The following is a 23,932-nucleotide window of genomic DNA, read 5'->3' as shown; positions in this document are numbered from 1 at the left end:
CGGCGTTCCCGGGGACCGGCAGGCGTTAGGTTGTCGGCCATGCGTCGCCGGGTCCTGCTCCGAGCTCTGGTCGGAGCCGTGTTCCTGCTGCTGCTCGGGACGTCGGTCTCCGCCGCCCCGGCCGTGCCCGAGGTGCACTTCACGGCGGCCGGTGACTTCGCCCAGACCACCAACACCGGGTCCGTCCTCACCGCTCTGGCCGCCACCGGCGGTGACGCCACTCTCGCGCTCGGGGACATGTCCTACGGCGCGGTCGGCGGCGAGCAGGGCTGGTGCGACTTCGTGACGTCGAAGATCGGGACGGGCTACCCGTTCGAGCTGCTGTCCGGCAACCACGAGTCCAACGGCCTCAACGGCAACATCAACGACTTCTCCGCCTGCCTGCCCAACCAGCTGCCCGGCGCCGTCGGCACCTACGGCCAGCAGTACTACGTCGACGTGCCGGCCGGCCGCCCGCTCGTGCGGATGATCATGATCTCGCCGGGGCTGACCTACCCGGACGGCACCTGGGACTACTCGGCCGGCTCGGCCCGCTACCAGTGGACCGCCCAGGCCATCGACAGCGCCCGCAGCTCCGGCGTGCCGTGGGTGGTCGTCGGGATGCACAAGCCCTGCGTGACCGTCGGCAAGTACGCCTGCGACTCCGGCTCCGACCTCTTCAACCTGCTGCTCAGCAAGAAGGTCGACCTGGTCCTGTCCGGCCACGAGCACAGCTACCAGCGCACCCACCAGCTCGCGCTGTCGACCAGCTGCGCCACCTTCACCCCCGGTACCTACAACCCCGGTTGCGTGGCCGATGCCGACTCGAGCTTCGCCGCCGGCGCCGGCACCGTGGCGATGGTCGTCGGCACCGGCGGGCAGCTCCTCTACGACGTCGACGCGGCCGACCCCGAGACGCGCTACTTCGCCTCGTCCTCGGGGCTGAACAGCAACCCGACCTACGGCTTCCTGGACGTGCACGCCACGGCCGACACCCTGCGCGCCTCGTTCGTCAGGGCGGCCGGCGGCACGCTGGCGGACTCGTTCACCCTCACCCGCCGTCCAGCCCCCACCAACGTCGCCCCCGTCGCGTCCTTCACCTCCAGCTGCCCCGCCCTGAGCTGCACGTTCGACGCGGCCGGCTCGAGCGACCCCGACGGCACGATCGCCTCCTACGCCTGGAACTTCGGCGACGGTTCCACGGGTACCGGCGTCGCACCCGGCCACAGCTACGCCACCCCCGGCAGCTACCCGGTCACCCTGACCGTCACCGACAACGGCGGGGCCACCGCGCAGCGGACGGCGAACGTCGCTCCCACCGCCCCGGCGACCACCACCTACGTGGACGACCAGTTCACCCGTACGGTCACCGGCGGCCTCGGCAGCGCGCCGACCGGCGGCGCGTGGACGACGAGCGGGTCCGCGTCCAACTACGCGGTCGTCAACGGCGTGGGCACCGTCAAGCTTCCCGTCGGCAGCGGTCCCCTGGCCTCGCTGAGCTCGGTCTCGGCGGCAGGTACGGACGCCCGGCTGGCCTTCGGCACGGACGCCGTGCCGACCGGCAGCGGCCTCTACGTCAGCACCTACGGCCGGCGGGTCACCGGCCAGGGCGGGTACGCGGCCAAGACGCGCATCCTCAGCAGCGGCGCCGTCGGCCTCGCCCTCGTCCGGACACCGGCGACCGGCAGCGACGTGTCGCTCGCTGCCGAGACGACGGCGGCCGGCCTGACCTACGCGCCCGGGGACACCCTGAACGTCCGGGTGCAGACGACGGGGACCTCCCCGACCACCGTCCGGGCCAAGGTGTGGAAGGTGGGGACGCCGGAGCCGACGACCTGGGCCCGCTCGGCGACCGACTCGACGGCCGGACTGCAGGCGGCCGGGTCGGTCGCGATCGGCCCCTACCTCTCCAGCTCGGCGACCGCACCGGTCACCCTGAAGCTCGACTCCTTCGTGGTCAGCGCCCCCTGAGTCGCACCTGAGCGTCGTTTCGGCCGGCTGGGGTCGGGGACCCCAGCAGAGGACCAGACCGCGTTGAGCCCTTGCGTGGTCGCGCTGGGACCGGTGTCCCGCCCACCACTCCGTCCAGGAGTTCCAGGTTCTTCCCCAAGCAAGAGCTGCAGTTCAAGGCCAAACCCGACAAGACCGATGCCCTCTACGCCCGGAAGCTGCAGGAGGTGCTCGGCGGCCCGTCCGGCGAGATCACCATCGCCATGCAGTACGGCTTCCAGGCTTGGAACACCCGCATCCCGGGCAAGTGGCGTGCCCTGCTGTTCGGGATCGGCTCGGAGGAGTTCGGCCACGTCGAGATGCTGGCGATCATGATCGCCCAGCTGCTCGAGAAGGACCCGAATGCCGACCAGCAGGCGACGGTCGACTCCGATCCGGTGATGGCGGCGGTGATCGGCGGCACCGACGTGCAGCACGCCATCGTCGCCGGCGCCGGCACCCGCGCGGTCGACAGCAACGGCAACCCCTGGCAGGGCAGCTACATCACCGCCAGCGGCAACCTGCTCGCCGACTTCTACGCCAACGCCAACGGTGAGATGCAGGGCCGGGTGCAGGCCGCGCGCCTGTTCCACATGACCGACGACAAGGGCGTCAAGGACCTGCTGAGCTTCCTCGTCGCCCGCGACACCATGCACCAGAACCAGTGGCTCGCCGCCATCGCGGAGCTGCAGGCCGGGGGCCTGGAGCAGCTGCCGGTACCGAGCAACTTCCCGCAGAAGCTCGAGCACTCCGAGGTGGCCTACCAGTACCTCAACTTCTCCGACGGCAAGGCGGCCGCCGAGGGCAGCTGGGCCTCGGGCCCGACCCCGGACGGCAAGGGCGAGTTCACCTACCACGACGGGCCGACCACCTCGGCCCCGATGCCCCCGCCCACCCAGCCGGACCCGCGCCTCTACGGCACCGACCCCAAGCCGAACGTGGTGGAGAAGGTCACCGCCGCCGTGCAGGACGTCACCGGTCACTAGGGCGATGTGCAGGGGCTCGGAGCCGACTTGTCAGAAGCCAGTTGTCCCATGGGGCAACTGGCTTCTGACAACTCGGGGAGGGGTGGTGGAGGAGGTGGGGTCAGCGCAGGACAAAGGACCAGGTGCCGCCCGACAGGGCGGCGGCCAGGCTGAGGGCGGCAAGGGCGACGCCGCAGCCGACCGTGAGCCATTCCGCCGGCCCGAACGGGGACGGCCGGGCCCAGGTGCGCGGCGTAGGACCATCGAAGCCCCGGGCCTCCATCGCGGTGGACAGCCTGGTGCCCCGGCGGACGGCCAGCACCAGCAGGGCGAGCGCCTGGCCGACCAGCCTCCGGAGGCGTCCGGAGTCAGCGACCCCGCGGGCGCGCCGGGCCAGCTCGAGGGAGCGCCAGTCGGAGACGAACAGCCCGACCAGCCGCAGGCCCGCCAGTCCCCCGAGGACGAAACGGCTCGGCAGCCCGAGCCGCTGGGCGAGCCCGTCGGCCAGGTCGGTCGGGTCGATCGTGGCGAACAGCACCACGGCCGGGAGCGCGATCGCCACCAGGCGCAGCATGGTGGCCAGCCCGATCGCCAGCGAGCCCTGGGTGACGTGGACGAAGCCGAGCTCCAGGTAGCTGGCGCCCGAGGCGCGGCCGTACAGAGCCATGGTCACCCCGGCCAGCGGCGCGGCCAGCCAGACGGTCACGGTGCGCCGCCACAGCCCGCTCGAGCGCAGGCCGGCCGCCCAGAAGAGCACCAGCTCACCGGCCACCGCGACGGCCGCGGACAGCCAGTCGAGGCTGAGCAGCAGGCACACCGTCAGCACGGCCAAGCCGGCGATCTTGGCCACCGGGTTCACCGTGAAGATGCGTTGCGGGCCGGGCTCGAAGGTCAACAGGCTCATTGCTGACCGCTCATCGGTCTCGGCTCATGTGGGCTGGCCCGTCCGGAGGCCACCGGCCGGCAGCAGGGCGAGCTCGGTGTCGGCCACCGCGGTGACGAAGTCGAGGTCGTGGGTGACCGACAGCACCGTCCGGCCCTCGTCCAACAGGTCACCGAGCAGCCGGACCAGCTCGGCCCAGGTGAGCGCGTCCTGGCCGAAGGTCGGCTCGTCCAGCACCAGCAGGGACGGCGAGGTGGCGAGCACCGTGGCCACCGACAGCCGCCGCTTCTCCCCACCCGACAAGGTGAACGGGTTCGCCCGGGCCAACCGGCTCAGCCGCAGCCGCTCGAGCAGCTCACCCGCCCGCCGCCGACCGGCCTCGTCCAGCCGTCGGGTGGCGCGCAGGCCCACCTCGAGCTCGGCCTGGACGGAGCTGGTCAGGAACTGGTGCTCCGGCTCCTGAAACACGACGCCGACGCGCTCGACCAGCTCGCGCGAGCGCCACCGGTGCGGGTCCGGTCCCGCGCCCGCGGCGAGCAGCGGGGCGGCCCGGACCCGACCCGCCAGGGGGGGCAGCAGCCCGGCCAGCGTCAGGGCCAGCGTCGACTTGCCGACGCCGTTGGCCCCGGTCAGCGCGACCGACGAGCCCGCCGTCAGCGCGACCTCCAGCTCGCTGCGGACCACGCGTCCTTCGCGGCCCACCGTCAGATCCTCGGCGCTCAGCAGCGTCTCCGCGTCGCGGGCCGGCTTCCGGGTCGGTACCGACGGCGGGTGCCCGGGCACCCACACTCCTCCGGCGGCGAGCTCACGACCGCGAGCGGCCAGCACCTCAGCCGGCGACCCGTCCGCCAGCACCCCGGCCGGACCGAGCACGACGACGCGGTCGACCAGCGGCAGCCAGGTCGCGATGCGGTGCTCCACCACGACCAGCGTGGCCGCGGTGCGCCGCAGCACCCGCTCGACGGCGTCGCGGACCTTGCGGACACCGTCCGGGTCGAGGTTGGCCGTCGGCTCGTCCAGCAGCAGCAGGCCCGGCTGCATCGCGAGGACGCCGGCCAGGGCCAGCCGCTGCTGCTGCCCGCCCGAGAGCCTGACCGTGGGGTGGTCGAGCCGCAGAGCCAGCCCGACCGCGTCCAACGCGTCATGGACGCGGGTCCAGATCTGCTCGCGCGGGACGCCGAGGTTCTCACACCCGAATGCGACGTCGTCTCCGACGCGGGCCAGGATGACCTGCGAGTCGGGGTCCTGCAGCACCAGGCCGGCCCGGCCGCGAGCCAGCCGCGGGTCCAGCCCGTCGAGGGTCAGCCGACCCTGCTCCTCACCGGCCTCCTCACCGCCGAGGACGCCGGCCAGAGCGTGCACCAAAGTGGACTTGCCGGCCCCGGAAGCACCGAGCAGCAGCACCCGCTCCTCCGGCTCGACCACCAGGTCGAGGTCGCGGAGGGCCCAGGCCCGGCGCCCGGCGTGCCGCCAACCCCAGCCCTGCGCGACGACCCGAGCCGGCACCTAGACCAGCTGCCGCGTGTTCCGACCGGCGGCGAAACGGCTCAGCGCGCCGGTGCCGGCCAGAGCCCGGACCGCCAGCCAGGAGAGGGTGCCGGCGAGCACGGCCCCGCCGAGGATCGCGCTCACGGTGAACACCGTCGCGAAGAGTGAGCCGCTGCCGGCGTAGTAGGCGTTCAGCTCGAACACCGCGAGACCGGCTCCGGCCCCCGCCCCGGCCAGCCAGGCCACCGGGAGCCGGAAGACGCGGTAGCCGAAGATCGCGAAGACGATCTCGGCCCCGAGGCCCTGGACCAGGCCGGAGACCAGGGTCAGCAGGCCCCACTGGCCGCCGATCAGCGCCTCGACGACCGCGGCGAGCAGCTCGACGTAGATCGCCGCGCCCGGCTTGCGGACCAGCAGCCCGCCGAGCACCGCGCCGACCAGCCAGACCCCCTCGGTGAAGGCGCTGGCCCCGGGCAGCAGGGCCTTGAGCGGCGCCTCCAGGCCGGTGTAGGCAAAGCCCCAGACGAAGAAGACCACGCCGAGGGCGACGCCGATCACGCTGGCCACGACAATGTCCACCACCCGCCAGCGCCAGGTGCGCGGAGCGCGGGGGGGAACGGTCGCGGTCTCGTCGGTGGAGGTGGTGCTCATCAGATGTCCTCTCCTGAGGACACGGGGAATGGTCAAGAGGGCCTCCCTGCGCTGGCATGACCCAGATCAGGTTCGACGGTCGAAGGTTGGAGAACCTTCCTCTCAGCCCGGCTACACCGGACTCCCGTGTTCGCTGACCACCCTACGTCAGCGTGGCCGGAGGATTGGCGTCGGCGTCAGCGCGAGGGGTGGTGCGGCGGTTCGTGCGGGTTCTGCGGGTCGTGCGGGTCGTGCGGGTCCTGCCGGTCGTACCGGTCGTGCGGGTCGTGCGGTTGGCCGGACCGGCATCAGCTGTTCTGGGCCTCCCAGGTGAGAGCCATGGCCGCGGTGCCGCCCTGGGTGGAGTCGGGCGCGTTGGCGGCGAGGGTGTAGTCGATCTTGTAGGTGCGGGACTCGTTCGCGGTGCCGGTCGGGGTCCACGCGCCGACGCCGGTGGCGTAGCTGGTGGCCGTCGAGCCGAAGCTGTCGGCGGTGCCGCTGAAGACGCTGGAGCTGGTCGCAGCGGCGGTGAAGCCGGAGCAGGAGCCGAAGCTGCCGCCGGTGCCCTGGGTGATCGTGAGGTTGATCGAGGAGGCGAGCGCCTTCGTGGTGGTGGCGTTGGTGGCGTACAGCTTGACCGAGGAGGCCAGCGAGCCGGTCGAGGTGACCACGATGCACTTGCTGCCGGTGGAGCCGGGCTTGAGGTTGGTGGCGGAGAACATCGCGGCGTTGCTGTCGTCGTCGGTCAGGTTGACGGTGCCCGAGGACCAGTTGCTGGTCGGGTTGGTGGTGGTGGCCGAGTAGGCGGAGTAGGAAGCCTGCGAGACGACGATCCCGGAGGCGATCAGGGCCACGGGGATGACGGCGAGCTTGGCGATCTTGGCGGCGCGGGCGGTGGGGCGGGCGGCGGAGGTGTTGGACATCGGGGGGCTCCTGAGGCTGGGTGTTCGGTCCGGATCTGGTCCGGTCGGACGCTGCGTCCGTGCTGAGAACATTGCCGCGACAGCCTCAGTGACACCGGTGTCAAGCACGCAGACCTCGCTCAGGAGGACCTCAGTTGTGGAGCCACCTCGTGGCTTCCTCAGGATCGGCTCAGGGCTGACGGTCGGGGTCGCCCAGGCCCAGCCGGAGGGACCGCTCGGTCACTCCTCAGCGGCTACCCGGCGCGCCGCAGCGGTCTCTCGGCCCGGCTGCCAGACGACCTTGTGGGTGCCGTCACAGAAGGGCATCAGCCCGCTGTGGCCGCAGCGGCACAGGGCCACCGTGCGCCGGCGTCGGGGTAGCGGCGTCCCGTCGGGCTGCACGATCTCGACCTCCCCGCGGACCAGCGCCGGCCCGCCAGGGTAGATCGTGATCTGCGCATCCCGGTCCCGCCCGCCACCAGAAGTCACGTCGGGGAGGTACCCGAGGGCCGACGCGGCAAACGCGCCCGGCCTGTTTCGGGCCCCTGTCCGCGCCGACCGGGCGCGGTTCGCCGGCTGGACAGAGGGTAGGAACTCCACCATGCAACGACGCACATCGCCGTCGGAGTCGACCGCGGGCCGAGCGGGCGGTACCCCACAGGCGCGGGGCCCGCTGAGCGCTCAGCTGCTCTACGTGCTGGGCGAGGACCCCACGCCTGCACCACGGCTGGCGGCGGCGGCACGCCGGCTGGTGGCCGGGTCACCGGACGTCCTGGCCGACGACGACCTGCAGCTCACGTTGCTGGTCCTGCACGAGCTGCACCACCAGGGTTGGCCAGGCGTCGACGACCACTGGGAGTGGCACCCCGACCTGGTGGCGCTGGCCGCCGTGCTCGAGGACGCGACCGAACAGGCCCTGCGGACGCTGGTCGCCGACCGCCTGCCCGAGCTGCCGGACCCGGCCGACGTGCCGGACGCCCTGGGCGCCGTTGTCCGCGCCGACGACGGGCCGAGCCTGTCCCGTCGGCTGGCCCGGAGCGGCACCCGTGAGCAGTACGCCGAGTACCTGGTGCACCGCTCCGTCTACCACCTCAAGGAGGCCGACCCCCACACCTGGGCGATCCCCCGGCTGGCCGGTGCACCCAAGGCCGCCCTGGTGGAGATCCAGGCCGACGAGTACGGCGGCGGGCGGCCGGAGTGGATGCACGCGGCTCTCTTCGCCGACGCGATGCGCGGCCTCGGGCTGGACGACCGCTACGGCCGTTACGTCGACGACGTCCCGGCCCTGACCCTGGCCTGGGCCAACACGATGACCCTGTTCGGCCTGCACCGGCGCCTGGTCGGCGCGGCCGTCGGCCACCTCGCGGCGCTGGAGATGACCTCGTCGCAGCCGATGAGGCGCTACGGCAACGGGCTGCGCCGCCTCGGCCTCGACGAGTCGACCACCCGGTTCTTCGACGAGCACATCGAGGCCGACGCCGTGCACGAGCAGATCGCGGCGCACGACCTGGCCGGCCGGCTGGCCCTGGACCGGCCCGAGCTCGTCGCCGACATCCTCTTCGGCGCGGCCGCCGCCCTCGCCATCGACGCGGCCCTGGGCACCATGCTGGTCACCGCATGGGACGCGGGTGGCTCCGCTCTGCGGCCGACGGTCGAGCCCCTTGACCGTGCTCTCCAGCAGGTCTGGCAGCAGCCCGTCCGCCTGGCGCAGGACTGACCTACGCCGACACCCGCCGGCCCGCGGGCCCGCGGGCCCGTACGATCAGCCGGTGCCCCTCTCGCACCTGATGCCCGGACTGGCCCTGGTCGAGCTCGCCGTCGGGCTGCTGCTGATGGTCCTCGGGCTCGTCCTGCTGCTGCGCGACCGCCGCCGCCGCGCCGAGTGGCCAAGCTATCCCGGCCGGGTCGTGACCAGCAGGCTCGACGACGGCAAGATCCGCTACCAGGTGACCTACCGGCGCGACGGCCGGGAGGCCACCTTCTGGAACCGCTACTACGCGGTCACCGACCCGGTCGGCCGCGAGGTCGAGGTGCTGGTGAACCCCGACGACCCGGACGACGCGCTGGTCAGCGCAGGGAACGGCGGCGGCAGCCGGGTCGGCCTCGGCCTCGCCGCCTTCGGCCTCTTGGTCGTGGTGCTGAGCAGGCTCTGAGCCGAGCCGGCCCGCTCAGCTCCGGGACGAGCCTCAGCGCTTGAGCAGCGACCTCAGCACGTACTGCATGATCCCGCCGTTGCGGTAGTAGTCCGCCTCGCCCGGGGTGTCGATCCGGACCGTCGCCTCGAAGACGACGTCCCCCGCCTTCACGGTCACGGTCGTCGGGGTGGCCCCGTCATTGAGCGCGGTGACGCCCGTGATCGAGATCGTCTCCTCCCCGGTGAGCCCGAGCGACGCCGCGCTGGCCCCCTCGGGGAACTGGAGCGGCAGCACGCCCATCCCGATCAGGTTCGAGCGGTGGATGCGCTCGTAGGACTGGGCGATGACCGCCTTGACCCCCAGCAGGGCCGTGCCCTTGGCCGCCCAGTCGCGCGAGGAGCCCGAGCCGTACTCGACGCCGGTGAGGATGACCAGCGGGGTCCCCTCGGCCAGGTAGTGCTCGGAGGCCTCGTAGATCGTGCTGACCGGGCCGCCGTCGAGGGTGAAGTCCCGGGTGAAGCCGCCCTCGGTGCCCGGCGCCAGCTGGTTGCGCAGCCGGATGTTGGCGAAGGTGCCCCGGATCATCACCTCGTGGTTGCCCCGGCGGGACCCGTAGGAGTTGAAGTCACCCCGGGCCACCCCGTGCTCGCTCAGGTAGGCACCGGCCGGGCCGTCGGCCTTGATCGAGCCGGCCGGGGAGATGTGGTCGGTCGTGATCGAGTCACCCAGCAGCAACAGCACCCGTGCGCCACTGATGTCGGTCACCGGCTGCGGCTCGGCGGGCATCCCGTCGAAGTACGGAGGCTTGCGCACGTACGTCGAGTCCGGGTCCCAGGCGAAGACCTGGCCCTCCGGCGTGGGCAGCGACTGCCACTGCTGGTCGCCCGCGAACACGTCCGCGTAGGACTCGAGGAACATCTCCTGGCCGATCGCGGAGCCGACGACCTCAGAGATCTCGGCCTCGGTGGGCCAGACGTCGCGCAGGTAGACGGGCTCGCCCTTCTCATCGGTACCGAGCGGGTCCGACATCAGGTCGATGTCCATCGTGCCCGCGAGGGCGTACGCCACCACCAGCGGCGGAGAGGCCAGGTAGTTCATCTTGATGTCCGGGTTGATCCGGCCCTCGAAGTTGCGGTTGCCCGAGAGCACCGCGACCACCGCGAGGTCGCTCTGGTTGACGGCGGCGCTGACCTCGGGGATCAGCGGACCGGAGTTGCCGATGCAGGTGGTGCAGCCGTAGCCGACCAGGTTGAAGCCGATCTTGTCCAGGTACGGGGTGAGGCCGGAGCGGTCGTAGTAGTCGGTCACGACCTTCGAGCCCGGGGCGAGCGTGGTCTTGACCCAGGGCTTGCGGCTCAGCCCGCGCTCAACCGCCTTCTTGGCCACCAGGGCCGCGCCGATCATCACGCTCGGGTTGGAGGTGTTGGTGCAGGAGGTGATCGAGGCGATGGTCACCGCGCCGTGGTCGAGCTCGAAGGAGCTGCCGTCCTCGAGGGTGACCCGGGTGGGCTTGGAGGGCCGGCCGATATCGGCAGCGACGGCCTCGCCGAACTCCTGCGGGTCCTCGGCGGCCTCGCCGGAGTGGCTCGGGCTGTCCGAGGCCGGGAAGCTCTCGGCCGAGGACTCGTCGACCCCGGTCAGGTCGTCCGGCACGTACGCGGTGAGCGCCTCGCGGAAGCCCTGCTTGGCGTGGGCGAGCACGACGCGGTCCTGCGGACGCTTGGGCCCGGCGATGCTCGGGACGACCGTGGAGAGGTCCAGCTCGAGGTACTCGGAGTACACGGGCTCGCGGTCGTCGTCGTGCCACAGTCCCTGGGTCTTGGCGTAGCTCTCGACGAGGGCGATCTGCTCCTCGCTGCGCCCGGTCAGCCGCAGGTAGTCCGTCGTCAGGCTGTCGATCGGGAAGACGGCGATGGTCGAGCCGTACTCGGGGCTCATGTTGCCGATGGTCGCCCGGTTGGCCAGGGGCACCGCGGAGACACCCGGCCCGTAGAACTCGACGAACTTGCCCACCACCTTGTGCTGGCGCAGCATCTCGGTGATGGTCAGCACCAGGTCCGTGGCGGTCGCGCCCTCGGGCATCACCCCGGACAGCTTGAATCCGACGACCCGCGGGATCAGCATCGAGACGGGCTGACCGAGCATGGCCGCCTCCGCCTCGATCCCGCCGACGCCCCAGCCGACGACGCCCAGGCCGTTGACCATCGTGGTGTGCGAGTCGGTGCCGACACAGGTGTCGGGGTAGGCGTAGGTGACGCCGTCGCCGCCATCTGTCGACACGGTGCGCGGGAAGATCACCCGGGCAAGGTGCTCGATGTTGACCTGGTGCACGATGCCGGTGCCGGGCGGCACGACCTTGAAGTCGTCGAACGCGGTCTGACCCCAGCGCAGGAACTGGTAGCGCTCCCGGTTGCGGCCGTACTCGATCTCGACGTTGCGGGCGAAGGCGTCGGAGGTGCCGAAGACGTCGGCGATGACGGAGTGGTCGATCACCAGCTCGGCCGGGGCGAGCGGGTTGATGAGGCTCGCGTCGCCGCCGAGGTCGGCCATCGCCTCGCGCATGGTGGCCAGGTCGACCACGCACGGCACGCCGGTGAAGTCCTGCATGATCACCCGCGCCGGGGTGAACTGGATCTCATGGCTCGGGTCGGCCGTCGCGTCCCAGCCGGCCAGCTCACGGATCTGGTCGGCGGTGATGTTCGCGCCGTCCTCGGTCCGCAGCAAGTTCTCCAGCAGGATCTTCAGGCTGTACGGCAGGAGGTCCGAGCCCTCGACGGCGTCCAGCCGGAAGATCTCGTACGACCGCTCCCCCACCTCCAGCGTCGCCCTCGCACCGAAGCTGTCGACACTCGTGCCGTCACCCATCATGCCTCCTCGCAAGCAAAGTATCTTGACGTCAAGATATCACGCTGACGCGTGCCCGTGACCTGTGTCCAGCCTCCCTCATCGCGACGGCGTCGACCAGGCAAGGGTGCCCTTGCTCGGGCGGCACCGCCCCTAGAAGGCCGGGTGCGGCAGCGCCCCGACCGCGGCCACGACGACCAGGTCGAGGACCACCAGGCCGCCGACGAGCACCCAGGGCCAACGCGTCGGCCGGCCGGCCCGGCTCAGCAGGTTCACCAGGAGCCAGGCCAGCGTCGCCAGGGCGACCGCAGCGGACAGCGCCGCGGCGACCACTCCGGGCCCGAAGACGGCCGTGTGGCTGGTGGCCGGCCCCTCCCGCGAGGGCAGCAGGTAGTGCGTGGTGGCCCCGTCCAGGGCGACGGGCACGGCGAGCAGGGCCACGAGGACCAGCAGGGCGGCCAGGCCCAGTCGCCACGGTCGACTCATCGGCCCAGTCTGGCGGGCCGACGAGGTCAGTTCGGCCCCTGGGGGGCCAGGATCGCCACGCACTCCACGTGCTGGGTCATCGGGAACAGGTCGAACCCCCGGATGTCGACGGCGGCGTACCCGAGGCGCGCGGCGGTGCCCAGGTCGCGCGCCAGGGCCGCCGGGTCGCACGCGACGTAGGCCACGGCGCGGGGGTGACGGTCGAGCAACGCCGCCATCACCTGCTTCCCGGCCCCGCTGCGCGGCGGGTCGAGCACCACCAGGTCGGCGCGCCGGGGCAGGCGGGCGAGACCGCGCTCCACCCGGTCGGCGCGCAGGTGCACCCGCTCGGACACGTCGCCCAGGTTCTGACGGGCGGTCAGGATGGCCCGGTGGCCGAGCTCGAGGCCCCACACCTCACAGCCCGCGTCGGCCAACGCGCCGGCGAACAGCCCGACCCCGCAGTAGAGGTCGAAGGCCCGCTCGCCCTGACGAGGCTCCAGGCCCTCGAGCACGGCGGCCACCAGCGTGGCCGCGGCGGCCGGGTGCACCTGCCAGAAGCCGTCGGCCGCCACCGTCCAGCTGCGTCCGGCGGCCTGCTCGGTCAGCTCGGCCGATCCCTGCTGCACCCGCCCGTCGAGCAGCAACGCGTTCTGCCCGGGTGCGGCGGCGGTGACCAGCTCGCTGCCGGTCGGCCAGCGCTGCCCGACCACGGTCGGGGTCCGCCGGTCCGCGATCGGGCAGCCGTCGGCGGGCAGCACGACCAGCTCGTGGGAGCGATGGCCGCGCAGGGCCGCCCGTCCCTCGTCGTCGACGTGGTAGCGCATCCGCGTCCGCCAGTGCAGCCCGTCGACGGTCTCCGGCGTGCTGACGCCGACCACCTCGCCCCTCCAGTCGATGTCGGCCAGGCGCTGCAGCTGCTCGGCCACCACGGCCGTCTTCAGCCGGCGCTGGGCGTCCAGGTCCACGTGCTGGAAGTCGCAGCCGCCGCACAGCCCGGGCCCGGCGACCGGGCAGGTCGGCTCGACCCGGTCCGGGCTGGGCCTTACGACCTCCACGGCGTCCGCCCGCCAGAACGAGGCGTGGCTGTCGTCGGTGACCCGGACGAGCACCCGCTCACCGGGCAGGGTGTGCCGGACGAACAGCACCCGGCCCCGCTCCTGGCCGGGCTCGGGGTCGAGCCGGGCCACGCAGTGCCCGCCATGCGCGACCGGGCCGACGTCCACCGGACCGAGCAGCCGGCCGCCCGTGCGGGTCGGGGTCGTCGACGGGCTCACCGGCGGCGGGCGTTGCCGGTGAGGCTTTCCCGCTCCAACCGTTCCTTGGCCTTGCCCGAGGAGGCCAGCAGGTAGGGCACCGAGGTGACCATCACGCCGGGGGTGAAGAGCAGCCGGCCCTTCAGTCGCAGCGCGCTCTGGTTGTGCAGGATCTGCTCCCACCAGTGACCGACCACGTACTCGGGGATGTAGACGGTGACGACGTCGCGCGGGCTCTCGGTGCGCACGTTCTTCACGTAGTCCAGGATCGGGTTGGTCACCTCCCGGTACGGCGAGGCGACGACCTTGAGCGGGACGGGGATGCCCGCCTGCTCCCACGCGTCGACGAGCCGAGCGGTCTCCTCCTCGTCCACGTCGACGGTAATCGCCTCCAACGAGCTCGGCCGGGCCGCCTTGGCGAAGGCCAGCGCCCGCAGCGTCGGCCGGTGCAGCTTGGAGACCAGCACGATCGCCCGCACGCGGCTGGGCAGCATCCGGTCCTGGCTGGAGTCCCAGGCCGTCTCCTCGGCCACGCTGTCGTAGTGCCGGCGGATCGCCTTCATCAGCACGAAGATCGCGGCCATCGCGATGATGGCGATGTAGGCGCCCTGCAGGAACTTGCTGAGCAGCACGATGACCAGGACCGTGCCGGTCATCGTGAGCCCGACCGCGTTGATCACGCGCGAGCGACGCATCCGGCGCCGGGTGGCCGGGTCCGTCTCGCTCTTGAGCAGCCGCGTCCAGTGCCGGAGCATGCCCAGCTGGCTGACCGTGAACGAGACGAACACCCCGACGACGTACAGCTGGATCAGGCTGGTGACGTCGGCCTTGAAGGCCACGATCAGCACGATGGCCATCACCGCCAGGACGAGGATGCCGTTGCTGTAGGCGAGCCGGTCGCCGCGGGTGTGCAGCTGCCGCGGCAGGTACCCGTCCCGGGCCAGGATCGAGCCCAGCACGGGGAAGCCGTTGAACGCGGTGTTCGCGGCCAGGAACAAGATGATGAAGGTCGAGGCGATCACGAAGTAGAAGCCCGGCCGGAAGCCGGAGAACACCACGTCGGCCAGCTGCGCGATGCCGGTCTTCTCGATCACGTCGACCCGGGCACCGTTCAGCGTGTAGTACGAGCGGCCCGCGTCGATCAGCTTGAGCCCGGTGAGGTGGGCCAGCACGACGACCCCGATCACCATGGTGACCGCGACCCCGCCGAGCAGCGCGAGCGTGGTGGCCGCGTTCTTGCTCTTCGGCTTCTGGAAGGCCGGCACGCCGTTGCTGATCGCCTCCACCCCGGTCAGCGCGGCACAGCCCGAGGAGAACGTCCGGGCGAGCAGCGCGACCATGGCGAAGCCGGAGAACGCCGCGTACTTGGGGTCCGGCGCGATGCCGTACTGGGCGCTCTCGGCCACCAGCGGCTGCTTCAGCACCAGGATGCGGAACAGCCCGTAGGCGACCATGACGATGATGCCGAACATGAAGCAGTAGGTCGGGACGGCGAACACCCCGCCGGACTCGCGCACCCCGCGCAGGTTCAGCGCCATCAGCACGACGACCGCGACCGAGGCGGCCAGGGCCTCATGGCCGTCCAGGAAGTGCAGGAACGGGACGGATTTGGCGTTGGAGACTCCGGAGGAGATCGAGACGGCGACGGTGAGCACGTAGTCGACCAGCAGCGCGCTGCCCACCGTGAGTCCGGCGTTGGCGCCGAGGTTGGTGGTCGCGACCTCGTAGTCGCCACCGCCCGAGGGGTAGGCGTGCACGTTCTGCCGGTAGGAGGCGACCACGACGAGCATCACCACGGCGACCGCGATCGCGATCTTCCACGAGAACGAGTAGGCCGCCAGCCCCGCGAGGGACAGCGTCAGCAGGATCTCGTCCGGCGCGTACGCCACCGAGGACAGCGCGTCGGAGGCGAAGACGGGGAGCGCGATCCGCTTGGGCAGCAGCGTCTCGCCCATCTGGCTGCTGCGCAGCTTACGACCGACCAGCAGACGCTTGCCGATGTCCGACAGGGTGGCCACGCAGACAGACTCTCACAACCCGTGGCACCGTCCCGCAGCGTCGAGGCGGGTGCGGCGTGACCGCGGAGTGACCGCGGCCTGACCGCGCACACCGCGCCCGCCCGGGTCACTAGACTCCCTCGGGTGCACATCGTGATCATGGGCTGCGGCCGCGTCGGCTCCAGCCTGGCCAGGAGCCTGGAGAAGCGGGGTCACACCGTCGCGGTCGTGGACATCGACGCCGACGCGTTCCGCCGGCTGGGTCCGGACTTCGTCGGCCGGTGCGTCAAGGGGGTCGGCTTCGACCGCGAGGTGCTGGTCGAGGCGGGCATCGAGGGTGCGGACGGCTTCGCCGCGGTCTCCAGCGGGGACAACTCCAACATCTTGTCCGCGCGGGTGGTGCGCGAGAACTTCAACGTCACCAACGTCGTGGCCCGGATCTATGACCCGGGACGCGCCGAGGTCTACGAGCGGCTGGGCATCCCCACGGTCGCCACGGTCCGCTGGACCGCCGACCAGGTGCTGCGTCGGCTGTTGCCCGCCGGCTCCGAACCGCACTGGCGCGACCCTTCGGGCTCGGTCCGGCTGATGGAGGTGCACGTCGACCGCGGGTGGGTCGGCCGCACCCTCGCCCAGATGGAGGAGGCGACGGAGGCCCGGATCCCGTTCCTGTTCCGGCTGGGCTCGGGCATGGTGCCCAAGCCGAAGACCGTCTTCCAGGACGGTGACCTGGCCTACGCCGCGGTGGCCGACGCCCGGCTGGCCGAGGTCGAGGCCGTCCTGGGCAGCCCCCCGGCCAAGACCGACTGACCGCCCCTCCCAACGTCTCGTCCCTGATCCCAGCTAGGAGCACACATGCGGGTGGCCATCGCCGGAGCCGGCAACGTCGGCCGATCGATCGCCGGCGAGCTCGTCGAGAACGGCCACGAGGTGCTGCTGATCGACAAGAACCCGCGCGCCATCAAGTCCGACACGCTGCCCGAGGCCGAGTGGCTGCTGGCGGACGCGTGCGAGCTCTCCTCGCTGGAGGAGGCCGGCATCGACACCTGTGACGTGGCCATCGCCGCCACCGGGGACGACAAGGCCAACCTCGTGATGTCGCTGCTCTGCAAGACCGAGTTCGGCGTGCCCCGCACGGTCGGCCGGGTGAACCACCCGAAGAACGAGTGGCTCTTCAACGAGGTCTGGGGCGTGGACGTCGCCGTCTCGACCCCCCGGCTGATGTCGGCCCTGGTCGAGGAGGCCGTCACCGTCGGCGACCTGGTCCGGTTGCTCACCTTCCACGAGGGTGCGGCCAACCTGGTCGAGATGACCCTGCCCAACGACTCCCCCACCGTCGGCATCCGGATCGCCGAGCTCGACTGGCCCGGCGACGTCGTCCTGGTGGCCATCATCCGCGACGGCCACGCCCAGGCCCCCGACTCCGACGGCGCCCTCGAGGGCGGCGACGAGCTGCTCTTCGTGACCGCACAGGACTACGAGCAGCAGCTGGCCGACATGCTCTCCCCCCGCCAGGGCACCGTCGCCGTGGCCAAGCTCACCCCGCCGCGGGTCCAGACCATCTAGCCCCGGCCGCGGCCGCCCTCCGGGCGACCGACCTCGGCCAGCGGGGCGGCACCACCAGCCTGACGGTCACTTCACAGCCCGTGGATCCTCGGCGCGCCGCTCCCAAGGGTGTGTTGCGGGCCGTAGGGCTGTGAAGTGACCGTCAGGAAGGGTGACCGGCCGCAGGAGGTTCGGGGGCAGGGCGGCGCGGGTGCGGGGTCGGCCTGGGGGGCCGGGTCAGGCTGCAGGGCCGTCGAGCAGCTCGTAACGGGGGTTGTAGACCAGGCGCTTGCCCTCGTGGCAGCTGATCCGGCCCCAGATCTTGATGGTGCGACCGGGGTCGATGCCGGGGATCTGACGGCGGCCGAGCCAGAGCAGGGTGACGGCGCCGGAGCCGTCGCGGAGCTCGACCTCCAGGGCCGGGTGCCCGGCGCGCGGGGTGATGGTCACCGTGGCGACCGTGCCGGTCAGTGCGACCTGCTGGCGGTCCTCACACGTCAGGATCGGGACCGCGCCCTCCTGGCGCACCTGCTGCTGCAGCTCCTCGGACTCGAGCTCGGCGTTGGAGGACCCGAGCCGGCGGAGGGCACGCTGGAGCCTGCTCTCCTTGATCGGCTTGGCGGCGGTGGACACGGTGCTCCTCGAAGGTCTGGGTGGTGGATCGGTGACACGTGGAACCTCCAGCATCCCACCGCGGGCAACGTCTGTCAGCCCGCCGCGGAACCAGAGGACGCGAGGCTCAGGCGGTGGCCTCGTCGTCGACCTTGTCCTCGCCGACCAGGTTCTGCGGCATGGTCAGCGGCAGCAGGTCGCCGGGGGCCATCGCCTCGTCGCCACGGCGGACGACGATCGCTCGGAAGGCGTTCAACAGCTCCGCGACGGGGGACTCCAGTCCCTCCTCGAGCGCAGCCTGGCCGTAGACGATCCCGCGCAGCAACCAGCGCGGGCCCTCGGCCACCCACATCCGCGACGGCTGGTAGCCCTGCTCGCCCTCGGGAGTGGTCACCGGGATGTAGCGGCGCAGCTCGACCCCGAACGGGCCCTCGGCGAGCGAGGCCGTCCCCCCCATCTCGACCGCGCTGCCCATGATCTCGTCCCGGAGCTCGCTCCAGAGCCCGCCGCTGCGGGGGGCGGCGTAGGCACCGACCTCGAGCGCGGACTCGCCGTGCAGCAGCATCGCCGAGACGATCTGCTGGGTCTCCTCCGACATCTGCAGCCGGAGCTCCGCGCCCGGGAAACCGGTGATGATCATCGCGCCCAGGTCGATCCGTGGGGCCTCCGACGTCCCGGTCAGGTCGTCGACCTCGCTGACGTCGTGGGGACCCTCGCCCCGCCACTCGCCTGCGTCCAGGCCGTCGACGTCGAGCTGGTCCTCACCGCTCTCCTCCGACGCAGGGTCCACCTCGTCGGAGCCTTCGGGGTCGGACGCCTCGTCGGCGGCTTCGGCGTCGGCGACCAGGTCGCTGTCCTCGGCCTCGTCGACGCGCTTCTTGTTGCGGCGGAAGATCACCGCGCCAGTATTCCCCCGGTCGACCCGTGACCGCCAATTCCCCGGACCGACCCCGGCAGCTCCTCGACCACCACGAACTCGGCCCGGCGGACGGCCGAGACGACGAGCTGCGCGATGCGGTCACCGGCCGCGAAGGCCACTGCGCGGTCGCGGTCGGTGTTCAGCAGGCAGACCAGGATCTCTCCGCGGTAGCCGGCGTCGACGGTCCCCGGGGCGTTCAGCACGGTGACCCCGAAGCGCGCGGCCAGTCCCGACCGGGGGTGCACGAAACCGGCGTAGCCCTCCGGCAGTGCCAGCGCCACACCCGTGCCCACCAGGCGTCGCTCGCCGGGGGCGAGGCTGAAGGCCTCGACGCAGCGCAGGTCGGCCCCCGCGTCCCCGGGGTGGGCGTAGACCGGCAGCTCCGCGTCCGCGTGCAGCCGTCGGAACAAGACCTCGACGTCGCTCACGCCGGCGAGCCCGCTCCGGCCCCCGCCGGGGACTCCGTCCCAGACCCTGTCCCGGCCGAGGTGACGAGCGCGGCGGCGAGCCGGGCGGGGTGCCGGGTGGAGACCAGCCAGTACGGCACCGGGTCGTCCGGGTCGTCCAGCACGATCGCCACCGACGTCGCGACGTACGGCTTGAGCACCAGGTGCGCGCGGGCGTCAGCCTCGACCCCGGCCCGCCGGTCCGTCGCGGCCCGGTCCAGCACCTCGACGGAGGCGAGGTAGGAGCGTTCGATCACCGCCCGGCCGACCCGGAGCTCGGTGTCGTCGACGGCCACCACCACCGCCGTCGTGGTGAACACCAGCGCGGCGACCCCCATGCTGAGGACGCCGACGCCGATCCCCCAAGCCGGCCCGAGGTAGAAGCCGATGGCGGCCAGCAACGACACCGCGAACAGGGCAGCCAGCACCCACCAGGCCACCGGCACGGTCAGGCGTTCGCGGAAGTGCATGCGGGTAAACCTACGCGGCCCGAGGCCGCCGGCGCAGGACACTAGGATCGCCCTGAGCGGCGCACCGACGCCGGATCAACGACCGGAAGGCGACACCCATGGGTGCGTCAGAGAAGCTGCTCTGGAAGCTCTACGTCGGCGTCATCGGCGCCGTGACCACGATCGTCGCGCAACGGCTGGTCGCGACCGGCTGGAAGGCGGTGACCGGCGACAAGCCGCCCGCGCCGACAGACCCGGAGATCAGTAACGTCGAGGCGGTCAGCTGGGCGCTGGCGAGTGGGGTCGGCGTCGGCGTCACCCAGCTGCTGGTGAAGCGGACGGCGGCCAGGCGGTGGGCGGCCCGGATCGGTCAGCACACCCCGGACGGTGGCAAGGTCAAGATCAAGTTCTGAGACCGAACCGGAGGACCACCGTCTTTGCGGGACCGGGCTCGGATCACCGCCTCGCGTCCCTGAGGACGCGAGGCGGTTCTCTGTCCGGACCGACTGCCCCCAATCAGTCCGGCACATCCCAAGGTGTCGCGGCGGGGCAGGCTGCCTCCGGTCGACGGATGATCATCGGCCCGGAAATGAGAACTGGCCTGCACCCTGAGCCGCGGGGACTCAGACGTGCAAGCCAAGTTGATCATGCGTCCGGGCCCGGAGGCCAGGAACTCTACGCAATCGTGACCTAGTCGGTGGTCACTGCTAGCCGGCGCAGTCGAAGCAGAACTCGTCGCCGTTCGCCCGCTCCTCGGCGATCTGGCTGCGGTGCCGGACCAGGAAGCAGCCGGCACAGGTGAACTCGTCGGACTGCCGGGGCAGCACCCGGACGGTGAGCTCCTCGTGCGACAGGTCGGCGCCGGGGAGCTCGAAGGCCTCGGCGGCCTCCGCCTCGTCCTCGTCGACCTTGCCGGAGTTCTTGTCGTTGCGTCGGGTCTTCAGCTCTTCGATGCTGTCTTCGTTCAGCTCTTCGTCGGTCTTGCGAGGGGCGTCGTAGTCAGTCGCCATCTCATTCCTTCCGGGGCGTGGACCGCCCAGCTTTCGTTGCTCGCCACACGGTTGTACGCGATTCGCGAGCGCATGCCTATCACACCGAACCCACTCGGCGCGGGCCTGCGGCTCTCGCGCCCCCTACAACGCAGCCGGACGCGTGAAATTCCCGCCCCTGAGGTGGGTGTCCAGGAAGCTCAGCACGGCCTCGTACCAGACCACCGCGTGCTGCGGCGAGAGCACCCAGTGGTTCTCCTCGGGGAAGTACAGGAACCGGTGCGGCAGCTCCTCGGGCGGCCCGTCGAACCCCGTCACCAGGGCCCGCCACAGGCCCAGCCCCTCCGAGATCGGCACCCGGTAGTCGCGGTCGCCGTGCACCACCAGCATCGGGGTGCGGATCTGGTCGGCGTGGGCCGACGGTGAGCTGCTCGCCCGCATCCCGGGCGTGAGCTCGGTCTCCCAGGCCCACGGGCTGTCGGTCGTGCGCAGGAAGCTCTCCAGGTCCCACAGGCTCGCGTGGCTGACCAGGCAGCCGAAGCGGTCGGTGTGGCCGGCGAACCAGTTCATCAGGTAACCACCGAAGGAGCCGCCCATGGCAGCCGTCCGCCCGGCGTCGATGTCGGGACGCTGCACCACGAGGTCGGTGATCGTCATCAGGTCGGTGTAGGGGGTACCGCCCCAGTCGGTCCAGCCGCGGGCGATCATCGCCTGGCCGTAGCCGGTGGACAGAGCCGGGTCGGGCAGCAGGACCGCGTAGCCCTGCGCCACCAGCAGCCAGGGGCACCACCGCCACGACCAGCAGTTCCAGGAGGAGAACGGTCCGCCGTGAGCCCACAGCACGAGCGGGGCCGGGGAGCTGCGGGCGGCGGTGGTCGGGGTCAGCAGGTAGCCGCGGACCCGGGTACCGTCCGCCGCGAACACCTCGATGTTCTCCATCCGACCCGGCAGGATCGGGTACTCGACCGGTCGGGGCAGCACCGTGACCGCTCCGGCCCCGAGGTCGATCGCGACCACCGAGCCGGGGTCGGTGTAGTCGCTGCGCAGCGCGTAGAGGGCCTTGCCGTCGTGGGACAGCCGGACCGAGGTGTGGGCGCCGAGATCGGTCAGCCGGCGGCGACGGCGGCCATCGGCCACCTCGACCGCGTAGACCGGCGCCTGGCCGTTCTCGTCGACGGTGACGTAGACCACCGAGCCGTCGGCCGAGAACGTCTCCGGGCTCGGCCACCGGTCCCAGTCGGCGGCCAGCACCGCGCCCTCACCGGTTGCGACGTCGACCAGGTAGAGCCGCTGGTCGGCCGGCTCCTCGGCCGTCCCGCGCCACCGGCGGACGCAGACCACCTGCCGGCCGTCGGCGGAGAGGCGGGCGCTGTGGAAGTCGTGCTCCTCGTCGGCGGCGGCCAGGATGCGCGGCTCGGCTCCCGGCTGCTCGAGGTCGAGCAGCGCGACCGAGGTGCGGAGCCCGCCGCGCGACACCGGGAGCGACCAGGTCACCACCGCCCACCGACCCGACGCGTCGAGGTGCGGCGTGGAGTCCAGCGCCCGGCCCGGGATCGCGAGCACCTGCAGCCGGTCGGGCTCCAGCCCCGGCCCGCTCCGGCCCGGGGCGGCGACGTCACCCAGGTCCGCGGTCAGCAGCCGCGGCTCCCCCGGCCCGAGGTCGTGGTCCCAGTGGCGCACCGGACCGGCTTCGTGCAGCAGGGCGGTGATCTTGCGGTCGCGGCGGGCCGCGCGGACGGCTTCGTCATCGGCCACCGTGGTCGCGGCCGGCATCAGGTCGGCGCCGAGCACCACGCGGGCGCTGTCCCGGGCTGTGGTCACCGAGCTCCAGCCGCCGTCCCGGCTGGTGAGCTCGTAGGCCTCGCCGCCGCCCGCGGGCAGGCACCACAGGGCCCGCCGCTCCTCGGTCGCGGATCCGCTCACCGCAGGCCCGGCCGGCACCGCCCGCTTGGAGGTGAACAGGAACCGGCCGTCCGGCAGGTACGCGGCGGCACCCTCGCCCTCGACCGAGCGGGTCAGCACCCGGGGTGGCGTCGCCCCGGTGACGTCGAGCTGCCACCAGGCGGACCGGTAGCCGGTGGCGTCGGCGTCCAGGGTGGCGGTGGCGACCACCACCTCACCGCCCGGACCGGTGACCAGGTCGGTCAGCCGGGGCAGGGCCACAAAATCCTGCAGGTTGTGCCAGGGGTTCGTCTCCGCGCTCATCCGGCCGCTCCGACGACCGCGGCCCCGGGCACCGCTGGCGCCAGCGCCGACGCGTCCGTCGGCACCTGGCACAGCGCGCGCCGGTCGGGCTGCCGCGCGTTGAGGCAGCAGTCGGGCTGGCAGTCGTACCAGCCGACGACGCCGCCCCGGACCACCGGCCGGTCCGGCTGCTCCTCCCGGGTCGCGGCGGCGCGCTCGGTCAGCAGGTCGACGAGACCGGCGACGAAGGCCGGGTGGGTGCCCGCCGTCGCCGCGCGGGCGAACGGCAGACCCAGCTCGGCCGCGGTCTCGGCCGCCTCGGTGTCGAGGTCGTAGATGACCTCCATGTGGTCGGAGATGAAGCCGATCGGGACAACGACCACGGCGGGCACGCCGGCGGCCTTCAGCTCGGCGAGGTGGTCGTTGACGTCCGGCTCGGCCCAGGGCTGGCTCGGCGGCCCGGAGCGGGAGCAGAAGGCGAGGTCGCCGGCGTAGGGGCGACCGAGGCGCTCGCTCACCTGCCGGGTGACCTCGGCGGCCACGGCGAGGTGCCAGTCGACGTAGGCCCCGGCCTCGCTGCGCGGCGGCGGTCCGGAGCTGGCCGCCATGGTGCTGGGGATCGAGTGGGTGACGAAGACCAGCCGGGCGCCCTCCCCCGGCTCGCCGAGGGAGTCCAGCGCGGCCAGCGTGGCGTCCACGGACGCGGCGACGAAGCCCGGGTGGTCGGAGTAGTGCCGGATCTTGTCCACGGTCACGCCGAGCTCCGCGGCGCCGCCCTGGACGGCGTCGTAGAGGTTCTCGCGGTACTGACGGCACGAGCTGTAGGACGGGTACGCGCTGGTCAGCACGGCCAGCACCCGGCGGTGCCCGGCGGCGGCGAGGGCGGCCACCTCATCGCTCAGGTACGGGTCCCAGTTGCGGTTGCCCCAGTAGAGCGGAGTGGCGATGCCACGGCCGTCGAGCTCGGTGCGCAGCGCGCCGAGCAGGGCGCGGCACTGCTCGTTGATCGGGCTCCGGCCGCCGAAGAGGAAGTAGTGCTGACCGACCTCGACCAGCCGTTCCCGCGGGATCCCGCGGCCGCGGGTGACGTTCTCGAGGAACGGCACCACGTCCTCAGGCTGCTCGGGACCACCGAAGGAGACGAGCAGGACCGCGTCGTAGGGGTCGAGGACGGCGGCAGGGTCGAAGTCGCCCGCGCCCTGTACGGTCGGGGCGCCAGGCTCGGTCTCGGTCACCCGAGAATCTTGTCAGAGGA

23 protein-coding genes and 1 riboswitch are annotated in these 23,932 nt (G+C 72.1%); of the genes, 7 read left to right on the top strand and 16 right to left on the bottom strand.

Annotation, left to right across the window (positions count from 1 at the left end; genetic code table 11):
- The first annotated feature begins 39 nt into the window (after window positions 1-39).
- The gene (locus ACFE7W_RS13780) at window positions 40-1,950 is read left to right on the top strand and encodes a PKD domain-containing protein (RefSeq protein ID WP_375425374.1); all 1,911 of its coding nucleotides are present in this window, start codon (window positions 40-42) and stop codon (window positions 1,948-1,950) included.
- A gap of 71 nt (window positions 1,951-2,021) precedes the next feature.
- Window positions 2,022-2,954 (top strand): manganese catalase family protein, encoded by a 933-nt coding sequence (locus ACFE7W_RS13775; RefSeq protein WP_375425373.1) that lies wholly within the window; start codon window positions 2,022-2,024, stop codon window positions 2,952-2,954.
- 100 nt (window positions 2,955-3,054) lie between these two features.
- Here ACFE7W_RS13775 and ACFE7W_RS13770 read toward each other — a convergent pair whose 3' ends face one another.
- The 5 genes from ACFE7W_RS13770 to ACFE7W_RS13750 all read right to left on the bottom strand — a co-directional run bounded on the left by ACFE7W_RS13770 (window position 3,055) and on the right by ACFE7W_RS13750 (window position 7,325).
- A complete protein-coding gene (locus tag ACFE7W_RS13770; protein WP_375425372.1) occupies window positions 3,055-3,837 on the bottom strand; it encodes an energy-coupling factor transporter transmembrane component T family protein in 783 nt (260 codons plus the stop codon).
- Between the two features lie 24 nt (window positions 3,838-3,861).
- Complete coding sequence (locus ACFE7W_RS13765) at window positions 3,862-5,322, bottom strand: ABC transporter ATP-binding protein (RefSeq protein ID WP_375425371.1); 1,461 nt, start codon at window positions 5,320-5,322, stop codon at window positions 3,862-3,864.
- Complete coding sequence (locus ACFE7W_RS13760; RefSeq protein WP_375425370.1) at window positions 5,323-5,955, bottom strand: ECF transporter S component; 633 nt, start codon at window positions 5,953-5,955, stop codon at window positions 5,323-5,325.
- A 26-nt stretch (window positions 5,956-5,981) separates the two neighbouring features.
- Window positions 5,982-6,093: riboswitch (TPP riboswitch) on the bottom strand.
- 149 nt (window positions 6,094-6,242) lie between these two features.
- Entirely contained in the window at window positions 6,243-6,857 is a 615-nt protein-coding gene (locus ACFE7W_RS13755; RefSeq protein ID WP_375425369.1) for a hypothetical protein, read from the bottom strand.
- A 219-nt stretch (window positions 6,858-7,076) separates the two neighbouring features.
- Entirely contained in the window at window positions 7,077-7,325 is a 249-nt protein-coding gene (locus ACFE7W_RS13750; protein WP_375425368.1) for a CDGSH iron-sulfur domain-containing protein, read from the bottom strand.
- Window positions 7,326-7,437: 112 nt separating this feature from the next.
- Between ACFE7W_RS13750 and ACFE7W_RS13745 the strand changes: the two genes are divergently transcribed.
- Together ACFE7W_RS13745 and ACFE7W_RS13740 are read left to right on the top strand one after the other, a co-directional pair.
- On the top strand, window positions 7,438-8,553 hold the full coding sequence (locus ACFE7W_RS13745; RefSeq protein ID WP_375425367.1) for an iron-containing redox enzyme family protein: 1,116 nt from the start codon (window positions 7,438-7,440) through the stop codon (window positions 8,551-8,553).
- A 52-nt stretch (window positions 8,554-8,605) separates the two neighbouring features.
- A complete protein-coding gene (locus tag ACFE7W_RS13740) occupies window positions 8,606-8,989 on the top strand; it encodes a DUF3592 domain-containing protein (protein ID WP_375425366.1) in 384 nt (127 codons plus the stop codon).
- Window positions 8,990-9,022: 33 nt separating this feature from the next.
- On the opposite strand, the gene acnA is transcribed toward ACFE7W_RS13740, so the two are convergent.
- The 4 genes from acnA to ACFE7W_RS13720 form a co-directional block, all read right to left on the bottom strand.
- Complete coding sequence (acnA, locus tag ACFE7W_RS13735) at window positions 9,023-11,836, bottom strand: aconitate hydratase AcnA (RefSeq protein ID WP_375425365.1); 2,814 nt, start codon at window positions 11,834-11,836, stop codon at window positions 9,023-9,025.
- Between the two features lie 132 nt (window positions 11,837-11,968).
- The gene (locus tag ACFE7W_RS13730; protein ID WP_375425364.1) at window positions 11,969-12,301 is read right to left on the bottom strand and encodes a hypothetical protein; all 333 of its coding nucleotides are present in this window, start codon (window positions 12,299-12,301) and stop codon (window positions 11,969-11,971) included.
- Between the two features lie 26 nt (window positions 12,302-12,327).
- Window positions 12,328-13,557 carry a class I SAM-dependent RNA methyltransferase gene (locus ACFE7W_RS13725; RefSeq protein ID WP_375425363.1) on the bottom strand — a complete coding sequence of 410 codons (1,230 nt, stop codon included), beginning with the start codon at window positions 13,555-13,557 and terminating at the stop codon, window positions 12,328-12,330.
- On the bottom strand, window positions 13,554-15,491 hold the full coding sequence (locus tag ACFE7W_RS13720; RefSeq protein WP_375425556.1) for an APC family permease: 1,938 nt from the start codon (window positions 15,489-15,491) through the stop codon (window positions 13,554-13,556). Before ACFE7W_RS13720 ends, ACFE7W_RS13725 begins: the two co-directional genes overlap by 4 nt.
- Window positions 15,492-15,692: 201 nt before the next feature.
- Here ACFE7W_RS13720 and ACFE7W_RS13715 point away from each other — a divergent pair, with 201 nt between their 5' ends.
- Together ACFE7W_RS13715 and ACFE7W_RS13710 are read left to right on the top strand one after the other, a co-directional pair.
- Complete coding sequence (locus ACFE7W_RS13715; protein ID WP_375425555.1) at window positions 15,693-16,343, top strand: potassium channel family protein; 651 nt, start codon at window positions 15,693-15,695, stop codon at window positions 16,341-16,343.
- A gap of 45 nt (window positions 16,344-16,388) precedes the next feature.
- Window positions 16,389-17,099, top strand: a complete 711-nt coding sequence (locus ACFE7W_RS13710; RefSeq protein WP_375425362.1) for a potassium channel family protein — start codon at window positions 16,389-16,391, stop codon at window positions 17,097-17,099.
- A 216-nt stretch (window positions 17,100-17,315) separates the two neighbouring features.
- Here the strand turns inward: ACFE7W_RS13710 and ACFE7W_RS13705 are convergent, their stop codons facing one another.
- From ACFE7W_RS13705 to ACFE7W_RS13690, 4 genes are all read right to left on the bottom strand, one after another.
- Complete coding sequence (locus tag ACFE7W_RS13705; RefSeq protein ID WP_375425361.1) at window positions 17,316-17,711, bottom strand: OB-fold nucleic acid binding domain-containing protein; 396 nt, start codon at window positions 17,709-17,711, stop codon at window positions 17,316-17,318.
- 106 nt (window positions 17,712-17,817) lie between these two features.
- Window positions 17,818-18,588 (bottom strand): DUF3710 domain-containing protein, encoded by a 771-nt coding sequence (locus tag ACFE7W_RS13700; protein ID WP_375425360.1) that lies wholly within the window; start codon window positions 18,586-18,588, stop codon window positions 17,818-17,820.
- A complete protein-coding gene (dut, locus tag ACFE7W_RS13695; protein ID WP_375425359.1) occupies window positions 18,585-19,037 on the bottom strand; it encodes a dUTP diphosphatase in 453 nt (150 codons plus the stop codon). The genes ACFE7W_RS13700 and dut overlap by 4 nt, the downstream gene beginning before the upstream one ends.
- Window positions 19,034-19,525, bottom strand: coding sequence for a DUF3093 domain-containing protein (locus ACFE7W_RS13690; protein ID WP_375425358.1), 492 nt, complete (start codon window positions 19,523-19,525; stop codon window positions 19,034-19,036). The genes dut and ACFE7W_RS13690 overlap by 4 nt, the downstream gene beginning before the upstream one ends.
- Before the next feature lie 98 nt (window positions 19,526-19,623).
- Here ACFE7W_RS13690 and ACFE7W_RS13685 point away from each other — a divergent pair, with 98 nt between their 5' ends.
- Entirely contained in the window at window positions 19,624-19,917 is a 294-nt protein-coding gene (locus ACFE7W_RS13685; protein WP_375425357.1) for a DUF4235 domain-containing protein, read from the top strand.
- A gap of 294 nt (window positions 19,918-20,211) precedes the next feature.
- Here ACFE7W_RS13685 and ACFE7W_RS13680 read toward each other — a convergent pair whose 3' ends face one another.
- From ACFE7W_RS13680 to ACFE7W_RS13670, 3 genes are all read right to left on the bottom strand, one after another.
- The gene (locus ACFE7W_RS13680) at window positions 20,212-20,514 is read right to left on the bottom strand and encodes a DUF4193 domain-containing protein (protein WP_375425356.1); all 303 of its coding nucleotides are present in this window, start codon (window positions 20,512-20,514) and stop codon (window positions 20,212-20,214) included.
- A gap of 123 nt (window positions 20,515-20,637) precedes the next feature.
- Window positions 20,638-22,698: a S9 family peptidase gene (locus ACFE7W_RS13675; RefSeq protein ID WP_375425355.1), complete on the bottom strand. Its 2,061-nt coding sequence runs from the start codon at window positions 22,696-22,698 to the stop codon at window positions 20,638-20,640.
- Window positions 22,695-23,912 carry a ferrochelatase gene (locus ACFE7W_RS13670; RefSeq protein WP_375425354.1) on the bottom strand — a complete coding sequence of 406 codons (1,218 nt, stop codon included), beginning with the start codon at window positions 23,910-23,912 and terminating at the stop codon, window positions 22,695-22,697. Before ACFE7W_RS13670 ends, ACFE7W_RS13675 begins: the two co-directional genes overlap by 4 nt.
- Window positions 23,913-23,932 lie beyond the last annotated feature (20 nt).

It is taken from the genome of uncultured Friedmanniella sp., from assembly GCF_964244285.1.
In the GTDB taxonomy this organism is placed as follows: Bacteria; Actinomycetota; Actinomycetes; order Propionibacteriales; family Propionibacteriaceae; genus Microlunatus.
This window is presented reverse-complemented; position numbering and strand designations above follow the sequence as displayed.

What these genes read in the sequence shown, in the direction of transcription:
- ACFE7W_RS13675 (WP_375425355.1), bottom strand. Translation starts at nt 22,698, where the DNA reads ATGAGCGCGGAGACGAACCCCTGGCACAACCTGCAGGATTTTGTGGCC.
- ACFE7W_RS13690 (WP_375425358.1), bottom strand. Translation starts at nt 19,525, where the DNA reads ATGCACTTCCGCGAACGCCTGACCGTGCCGGTGGCCTGGTGGGTGCTG.
- ACFE7W_RS13680 (WP_375425356.1), bottom strand. Translation starts at nt 20,514, where the DNA reads ATGGCGACTGACTACGACGCCCCTCGCAAGACCGACGAAGAGCTGAAC.
- ACFE7W_RS13685 (WP_375425357.1), top strand. Translation starts at nt 19,624, where the DNA reads ATGGGTGCGTCAGAGAAGCTGCTCTGGAAGCTCTACGTCGGCGTCATC.
- ACFE7W_RS13720 (WP_375425556.1), bottom strand. Translation starts at nt 15,491, where the DNA reads ATGGGCGAGACGCTGCTGCCCAAGCGGATCGCGCTCCCCGTCTTCGCC.
- ACFE7W_RS13715 (WP_375425555.1), top strand. Translation starts at nt 15,693, where the DNA reads ATGGGCTGCGGCCGCGTCGGCTCCAGCCTGGCCAGGAGCCTGGAGAAG.
- ACFE7W_RS13730 (WP_375425364.1), bottom strand. Translation starts at nt 12,301, where the DNA reads ATGAGTCGACCGTGGCGACTGGGCCTGGCCGCCCTGCTGGTCCTCGTG.
- ACFE7W_RS13710 (WP_375425362.1), top strand. Translation starts at nt 16,389, where the DNA reads ATGCGGGTGGCCATCGCCGGAGCCGGCAACGTCGGCCGATCGATCGCC.
- acnA (WP_375425365.1), bottom strand. Translation starts at nt 11,836, where the DNA reads ATGGGTGACGGCACGAGTGTCGACAGCTTCGGTGCGAGGGCGACGCTG.
- ACFE7W_RS13755 (WP_375425369.1), bottom strand. Translation starts at nt 6,857, where the DNA reads ATGTCCAACACCTCCGCCGCCCGCCCCACCGCCCGCGCCGCCAAGATC.
- ACFE7W_RS13770 (WP_375425372.1), bottom strand. Translation starts at nt 3,837, where the DNA reads ATGAGCCTGTTGACCTTCGAGCCCGGCCCGCAACGCATCTTCACGGTG.
- ACFE7W_RS13760 (WP_375425370.1), bottom strand. Translation starts at nt 5,955, where the DNA reads ATGAGCACCACCTCCACCGACGAGACCGCGACCGTTCCCCCCCGCGCT.
- ACFE7W_RS13745 (WP_375425367.1), top strand. Translation starts at nt 7,438, where the DNA reads ATGCAACGACGCACATCGCCGTCGGAGTCGACCGCGGGCCGAGCGGGC.
- ACFE7W_RS13780 (WP_375425374.1), top strand. Translation starts at nt 40, where the DNA reads ATGCGTCGCCGGGTCCTGCTCCGAGCTCTGGTCGGAGCCGTGTTCCTG.